This is a genomic window from Pseudomonas asplenii (assembly GCF_001293465.1).
In the GTDB taxonomy this organism is placed as follows: Bacteria; Pseudomonadota; Gammaproteobacteria; order Pseudomonadales; family Pseudomonadaceae; genus Aquipseudomonas; species Aquipseudomonas fuscovaginae_B.
Window position 1 is genome coordinate 224,462 of the sequence record NZ_JSYZ01000011.1, and the last position, 8,569, is coordinate 233,030.

Sequence of the window (8,569 nt, forward strand, 5' to 3'; positions counted from 1 at the left end):
AGCCAGGCGGTCAGGAGAGAAAAAGCGCGAAATCCCTTCATGAACGACGCAAGTTTGTATTTCCACCCAACAAAATTCGTGGTTATTATCCATCCGCGCTGTGGGACAGAATCCCCTCCAGTGTAAGAAGATTGCTACGGACAGCACAGTCCAGGCAGTCGCAGCCGATCGGGTCGACCCTAGCGCTGTCATCCCTGCGCAGGCCTCGTCACTGATCGTGAATCCTCCAGGGAATGAGAGGCTTGAATTGGTCAGAGAACCGAACGCCGCGCTTATACAGCAATTGTTCGAATCCCGGGTCCTGCGTGATCCCTCGGCCCCGGCGCTGGGTTTCAGGGGGCAGGTGCTGAGTTACCAGCAACTCAACACCCGGGCCAATCGCCTGGCACACCACCTGCGTTCAGCCGGTGTCGGGCCCGATACACGGGTCGCCCTGTGCCTGCAGCGTTCGCCGCAGATGCTGGTCGCCGTGCTGGCCGTGCTCAAGGCCGGCGGCGCCTATGTCCCGCTGGACCCCACATACCCCGCACAACGCCTCGCACACATGCTGGCCGACTGCACGCCGCGGCTGGTGCTGACCCATGCCCCGGCGCTCGTCGGCCTGAACCCGGCGCTGGCCGGCCTGGCCGAACAGCCCGTGGTGCTCGACCTGGCCGACGAGGCCGCCTGGGCCGACTGTCCGGCGGACAACCTGCCGGCCCAGGCCCTTGGCCTGAACGATCGTCACCTGGCCTACGTCATCTACACCTCGGGTTCCACCGGCCTGCCCAAGGGTGTGCTGCTCGAACATCGCGGACTGGTCAACCTGGCCCGGGTCCAGGGCCCGCTGTTCGCCGTCGGGCCCGGCGACCGGGTGCTGCAATTCGCTTCCTTCAGTTTCGATGCCTCGGTGTTCGAATGGGTCATGGCCCTGAGCCATGGCGCCTGCCTGGAGATCGTCGAGCCGGGCACATTGTTGCTCGGCGACAACCTGGCGCAGGTGCTGCGCGAGCGGCACATCAGCCATGCGACCCTGCCACCGCTGGTGCTGGCCGGGCTCGGCGACCCCGCCGCATTGCCCGAGCTGGTAACCCTGGTGCTCGCGGGCGAGGCGCCGAACCCGGCCCTGGCGGCCACCTGGGCCAAGGGGCGGCGGCTGTTCAACGCCTATGGCCCGACCGAAACCACCATCTGGGCCACGGTCTATCGTTGCGACGAACACCACGACCCGCAATCGCCCGTGCCGATCGGCGAACCGATCGGCCAGGCCAGCGCCATCCTGCTGGACGAGGCGGGCACGCCGGTGCGCCCGGGCGAGGTGGGTGAGCTGTTCATCGGCGGTATCGGCGTCGCCCGGGGCTACCTGAATCGTCCGCAATTGACCGCCGAACGTTTTGTCGACAGCCCTTTCGCCCCCGGCGAACGCCTGTACCGCACCGGCGACCTGGCGCGTTTCGACGCCGACGGCCAATTGCTGTTCCTCGGCCGCAGCGATTTCCAGGTCAAGGTGCGCGGTTTCCGTATCGAGCCTGGCGAAATCGAGGCCTGCCTGGACAGCTTGCCGGGTGTCGAAGAGTCCCTGGTGATCGTCCGCGAAGACACACCGGGGGAACGCCGGCTGGTGGCCTACTACCGGGCGGCGGACGACATCAGCCCGCAGCGGTTGCGTGAGCACGCCCGGCAGAGCCTGCCCGAACACATGCTGCCGGCGGCCTGTGTACGCCTGACGCACTGGCCGCTGAATGCCAACGGCAAGCTCGATCGCCAGGCCTTGCCGGTGCCGGATGCCACTGCGCTGATCAGTCGCGAATATGTCGCGCCGGCAGACGGGCTGGAACAGTGGCTGGCGGATATCTGGGCGCAAGTGTTGAAGGTTGATCGGGTAGGGCGCGAGGACAATTTCCTGGCCCTGGGCGGCGACTCCCTGAGTGCCTTGCAGATCACTGTCAGGGTACGCGAACAGGGCGGTCGGCACCTGCCGCTCAAGAGCCTGTTTCTCGAGGGCACGTTGCGCCAGGTGGCACGGCAACTGAGCGAACCCCTGGCCGCTGGCCCGGCCGTTGTCACCGAAGCGTCGCCTATCGCCCCGCTGTCCTACCAGCAGAGCGGCGTCTGGTGGCTGAACAAGGTGTCCGACGCCCGGGCCTATCACGCCCAGAGCGTGATCAGCATCCATGGCCGGCTCGACGAACCGTTGCTGCAACGTTGCCTCGACGAGATCGTCAGCCGTCACGAGATCTTGCGCACCACCTTCCATGACGACGGCGAAGGCGTGCCGTATCAGCGTGTACATGACCAGGCCCGGGCCGCGCTGGCCTGCATCGATATCCCGGCGGAGGATGAACAGGCGTTCATCGAACGGGTCGAGCAGGAGGTGCACCGCGCCATCGACGTCGCATGCCTGCCACTGGTGCGCTGGCTGCTGGTCCGACGGGGGGCCGAGGCCTATGCCCTGGTGCATATCGAGCACCATTTCGTGCACGACGGCTGGAGCGCCAACCTGTTCCTCGAAGAACTGCTGCATCTCTACCAGTACCATCACGGTGATCGCAGCGACCCGCTGCCGTTACCCGGGGCGCAATACGGCGAATACGCCCGCTGGCAACAGAGTGAGGCGGCCGAGGCCGAATACGAACGGCAGATGTGCTTCTGGAGGCAGCAACTGCAGGACGCGCCGTTCACCCTGCCGCTGCCCACCGATTATCCCAGGCCGGCGCAACGCAGCGGGCGGGGCCGGCAGTTGCGCTTCGAACTGCCGGCCGAACTGGCTGCCAGGCTGCGTCAGTTCAGTGATGCCGAAGGGGTGACGGTCTTCACCACGCTGTTCACCGTGTTCCAGCTGTGGCTGGGACGGCGCTGCGGTATCGAGGACTTCCTGGTCGGCTCGGCCGTGGCCAACCGCAAGTCGGTGGCCTACGAGCGTTGCCTGGGGATGTTCGTCAACAGCGTGGTGATCCGTGCCGATCTCGGCGGTGCGCCGACCTTCCGCGAGCTGCTGGGGCGTACTGCCGAGCGCATGCTCGATGTCTACGACCACGAAAGCCTGCCTTTCGAACGCCTGGTGCGCGAGTTCCAGCCCAGCCGCTCGCTGTCGCGCAACCCGCTGTTCCAGGTGGCCTTCAGTTTCCACAACTCGCAGACCCCGCAACTCAAGGGACCGGGCTTCGACCTCTCGCTGTTCGAGGCCTACAGCAACCAGACGGCGAAATTCGACATCGAGGTGGTGGTGATTCCCCGGGGCACCCGGGCCGACAACCTCGACACTCTGTCGCTGCTCTGGAACTACTCGGCTGATCTGTTCAAGGAAGAAACCATGACCCGCTTGCGCGACAACTACCTGGCGTTGCTGGGGCAGTGCCTGGAGGCACCGGAACGCCGCCTCGACAGCGACTCGGTGATCGGTGCCGAAGAACGTCACCGGCTGCTGACCGAATGGAACCCGGTCACGCCTGCCGAGCCGCCGCCACGTTGCCTGCACCAGCTGTTCGAGGAGCGGGTGGCGCTCGATCCCTGGGCACCGGCGGTCAGCCTCGAAGGCCAGACCCTCGGCTATGGCGAACTGAACGCCCGGGCCAACCGCCTGGCGCGCTACTTGCGAACCCTTGGCGTCGGCCCGGATGTGCTGGTGGGGCTGTGTGTCGAGCGTTCTCTGGACATGCTGGTCGGCTTGCTGGCGATCCTCAAGGCCGGCGGTGCCTACGTGCCGCTCGATCCGGTGTATCCGAGCGAGCGCCTGAACCTGTTGCTCGCCGACAGCAGCCCGGCAGTGGTGCTGACCCACGCCGCCGCCAGGCCGAGCCTGACCGCCGCCTGCAAGGGCCTGGCCAGCAAGCCACGCCTGCTGGACCTGGAAGTCGATGCCACGCGCTGGGCCGAACGGCCCGCCGACAATCTCGATCCGCAGGAACAGGGCCTGACCCCGAACCACCTGGCCTACGTGATCTACACCTCCGGTTCCACCGGCACGCCCAAGGGCGTGATGATCGAACACGCCCAGGTGGCGCGGCTGTTCAGCAGCACCGCCCGACAGTTCGAGTTCAACGCCGACGATGTCTGGACGCTGTTCCATTCCTTCGCCTTCGATTTCTCGGTCTGGGAGATCTGGGGCGCGCTGCTGCATGGCGCACGCCTGGTGATCGTGCCGACCCTGACCAGCCGCACCCCGGCGGATTTCTACCAGTTGCTCTGCGAGCAGGGCGTGACGGTCCTCAACCAGACCCCGAGCGCTTTCCGCAGCCTGCTCGGTGCCCAGGCGCGCAGCACTGCGGCCCACAGCTTGCGCCAGGTGATCTTCGGCGGCGAAGCACTGGAGATGACCACGCTCAAGCCCTGGTTCGCCGATCCGCGCAACAGCGACACGCAACTGGTCAACATGTACGGCATTACCGAAATCACCGTGCATGCCACCTACCTGGCGCTGCGGGCCGAAGACGCCGAGCAGACCGGCAGCCCCATCGGCCGGCCCCTGGCGGACCTGCGCTGCTACCTGCTCGGCAGCGCCGGACAGTTGCTGCCGATCGGTGCCGAGGGCGAGATCCACATCGGCGGAGCCGGGGTTGCCCGCGGTTACCTGAACCGCGCGCAACTGACGGCCGAGCGTTTTATCGACAACCCGTTCGTTCCGGGTGAGCGCCTGTACCGCACCGGCGACCTGGCGCGCTACCGTGCCGATGGCAGCCTGGAATTCCTGGGCCGTAACGATTTCCAGGTGAAGATCCGCGGGTTCCGGATCGAACTGGGCGAAGTCGAAGCCTGCCTGGCACGCTGCGCCGGGGTGCGCGATGCGTTGGTGATCGCCCGCGAGGACCCGCCGGGCGAACCACGACTGGTGGCGTACTACACGGTCGTCGACGGTGCCGTGCCGACGGTCCAGGAACTGCGCGGGCAACTGGCGGCGGCACTGCCGGAGCACATGGTCCCGGCCGCCTATGTCAGCCTGCAAGCCCTGCCGCTGACCGCCAACGGCAAGCTCGACCGCAAGGCACTGCCGGCGCCTGACGACAGTGCCTTCGGCACGCGCCCCTTCAGCGCTCCGCAAGGTCCGGTGGAAATCGCCCTGGCCGAAGCCTGGGCCCATGTGCTCGGTCGCGAGCGGATCGGCCGCGATGACAACTTCTTCGCCCTGGGCGGGCATTCGCTGTCGGCCCTGCGGGTCCTCGAGCGCCTGCGACGACAGGGCATCGAACTCGATGCCCGACTGATGTTCAGTGTCCCGGTGCTGCGCGAACTGGCCGCCGGGGTCGAAGTGGCGGAACTGGCCGCCCCCATTCCGGCCAATGCCATCGTTCGTGGCCAGCCGATCACCCCTGACTGCCTGCCGCTGGTCAGCCTGACGCAAGCACAGATCGACGCCATCCTGGCCACGGTGCAGGGCGGTGCGGACAACGTCCAGGATATCTACCCGTTGTCGCCGTTGCAGGAAGGCATGCTGTTCCACCACCTGATGGCGCGCAACGGCGATCCCTACCTGCTCTGGTGCCTGATGAGCTTCAGCGACCGGCCGACCCTGGAACGTTATGTACGGGCGCTGCAAAGCGTGATCGAGCGCCACGACATCCTGCGTACCTCGGTGTTCTGGGATGACCTGGAAGAGCCGGTGCAGGTGGTCTGGCGTCAGGTCGACGGCCTGGTCGAGGAGCTGCAGCTGGATCCGGCCGAGGGTGATATCGCCACGCAATTGCGCCAGCGCTTCGATCCCCGGCAATTCCGCCTGCCGCTGGACCGTGCGCCGCTGATGCGCCTGGTCATCGCCCGGGACGAGGCCAACGACCGCTGGCTCGGCCTGCGCCTGTTCCATCACATCATTGACGACAACACTTCGCTGAAACAGCTCAATGCCGAGGTCGAGGCAGTGCTTGACGGCAAGGCGGCCAGCCTGTTGCCGGCGCTGCCGTACCGCAACTTCATCGCCCAGCGGATCAAGGGCGGCGACCAGCAGGCCCAGGAACAGTTCTTCCGCGGTATGCTGGCCGGCATCAGCCAACCGTCGGCACCGTTCGGCCTGCTCGATATCCAGGGCGATGGCAGCGGGGTCAACGAGGCCCGGTTGATGCTTGACAATGGCCTGGGCCAGCGCCTGCGGCAGTCGGCTCAGGCCCTGGGAGTGAGCCCGGCCAGCCTGTTCCATGTCGCCTGGGGCCAGGTGGTGGCGCACACTTCCAGTCGCCACGACGTGATCTTCGGCACCGTATTGTTCGGTCGCCTGTACGGCGGCGAGGGCGCCGAGCGCATCCTCGGGCCGTTCATCAACACCTTGCCGATCCGCATCGACCTGGCCGCCGAGGGCGTGGCCGCCTGCGTGCGCCGCACCCATGGGCTGCTGACTCAACTGTTCGAGCACGAACACGCCTCGCTGGCCCTGGCCCAGCGGTGCAGTGCCATCGCCTCGCCAACGCCGCTGTTCACCAGCCTGCTCAACTATCGCCATAGCGAACGGACCACCGAGGGCGGTGACTCGACTTCCGGCGCCTGGAAGGGTATCGAGGTGCTGGGCGGCGAAGAACGCACCAACTACCCGCTGGTGCTGGCCGTGGACGACAGCGGCGAAGGTTTCCGCATCGGCGCCCAGGTCTGCGCGGCACTGGACGCGCAACGCACCTGCGCGATGATGCGACAGGCGCTGGAAAGCCTGGTCCGGGCCCTTGAAGAGGCACCGCAAAGCCGTGCCGACCGGCTGGATATCCTGCCGCCGGAGGAACGCCGGCAGTTGTTGCAGACTTGGAATCCACCCGCGCCGCACACCGGCGTCAGCGACTGCCTGCACCCAGCGTTCGAGCGGCAGGTCGCCCGCCAGCCTGCGGCAATGGCGGTGAGCTTCGAGGGCACGAGCCTCAGCTATGGCGAGCTGAATACCCGGGCCAACCGCCTGGCCCATCACCTGCGCCAGCGCGGGGTGGGCCCGGAAGTGCGGGTCGGGCTGTGTGTCGAGCGCTCCCTGGAGATGCTGGTGGGCCTGCTCGCCATCCTCAAGGCCGGCGGCGCCTATGTGCCGCTGGATCCGGCGTATCCCGCCGAGCGCCTGGCCTATCTGCTGCAGGACAGTGGGGTGGCGCTGGTGCTCGTTCATCAGGCCACGCGCACGCTGTTGGCCGAGCCGCTTCACGCTCTGGCGAATGCTCCCGAATGCCTGGAACTGGATCGTGAAACCTGGGCCGACGGCCCGGCGGACAACCTCGACCCGGCGCGCCTGGGCCTGACCCCGGCCAACCTGGCCTATGTCATCTATACCTCCGGCTCCACCGGCCAACCCAAGGGCGTGATGATCGAGCACCGTCAGGTGGCCAGGCTGTTCGCCAGCACCGCGGCGCAGTTCGCATTCAATGCCGGCGATGTGTGGACCCTGTTCCATTCCTTCGCCTTCGACTTCTCGGTCTGGGAAATCTGGGGCGCACTGTTGCACGGCGGGCGCCTGGTGATCGTCCCGGCGTCGACCTGTCGCGCTCCGGCAGACTTCTACCGGCTGCTCTGCGAGCAGCAGGTGACCGTGCTGAACCAGACGCCCAGCGCCTTCCGTGGCCTGCTGCAAGCCCAGGGCCGCAGCGAGGCGACCCACAGCCTGCGTTGCGTGGTGTTCGGTGGCGAGGCGCTGGAAACCACTCTGCTCAAGCCGTGGTTCGCCGACCCGCGCAACAGCGACACGCAACTGGTGAACATGTACGGCATCACCGAGATCACCGTGCATGCCACCTACCTGGCACTGCGCGCCGAAGATGCCGAGCGTTCCGGCGCCAGTGCCATTGGCCGGCCGCTGGCGGACCTGCGTTGCTATCTGCTCGATGCGGCGGGGCAACCGGTGCCGATCGGTGTCGAAGGCGAGATCCACATCGGCGGTGCCGGCGTTGCCCGCGGCTACCTGAACCGCGCGCAACTGACCGCCGAACGCTTCATCGACAGCCCCTTCGTCGCTGGCGATCGCCTGTACCGCACCGGCGACCTGGCGCGCTACCGCGCCGATGGCAGCCTGGAGTACCTGGGGCGTAACGACTTCCAGGTGAAGATCCGCGGCTACCGTATCGAACTGGCTGAAATCGAAGCCTGCCTGGGCGGCTGTCCGGGCGTGCGCGAGGCGGCGGTGATCGCCCGCGATGAGCAACCGGGCGAACCGCGGCTGGTGGCCTACTACACGGTGGCCGAGGGGGCCGCACCGGCTGTCCATGAGCTGCGCACGCAGTTGGCGGCAGCGTTGCCGGAGCACATGGTGCCCGCCGCCTACGTACGCCTCGACTGCCTGCCGCTGACCACCAACGGCAAGCTCGACCGCCAGGCGCTGCCGCGGCCCGACGAAACCGCCTATGCGCTGCAGACCCATGTGGCGCCGAGCACCCCGATCGAACGGGCTCTGGCCGAGATCTGGTGCGAGGTGCTGCGCTGCGAGCGGGTCGGTCTCACCGACAACTTCTTCCAACTGGGTGGTCACTCGTTGCTGGCGACCCGCATCGTCGCCCGTATCGACGATCTGCTGGGCATCGAGTTGCCGATGCGGGTGATGTTCGATCATCCGACCATCGAGGCGCTGCTCGATTACCTCTTTACCCAGGCGCAGGAAACCCGCGCTTCCCCTTGAGACCCTGAGAACGTCCCGGCCTACAAG

The 8,569-nt window shown here is 66.9% G+C and carries 1 protein-coding gene; it reads left to right on the top strand.

The genetic code is table 11. The features are described 5' to 3' along the window. The first annotated feature begins 247 nt into the window (after nt 1-247). The gene (locus tag PF66_RS16665; protein ID WP_152973040.1) at nt 248-8,542 is read left to right on the top strand and encodes a non-ribosomal peptide synthetase; all 8,295 of its coding nucleotides are present in this window, start codon (nt 248-250) and stop codon (nt 8,540-8,542) included. The last annotated feature ends 27 nt before the right edge of the window (nt 8,543-8,569 follow it).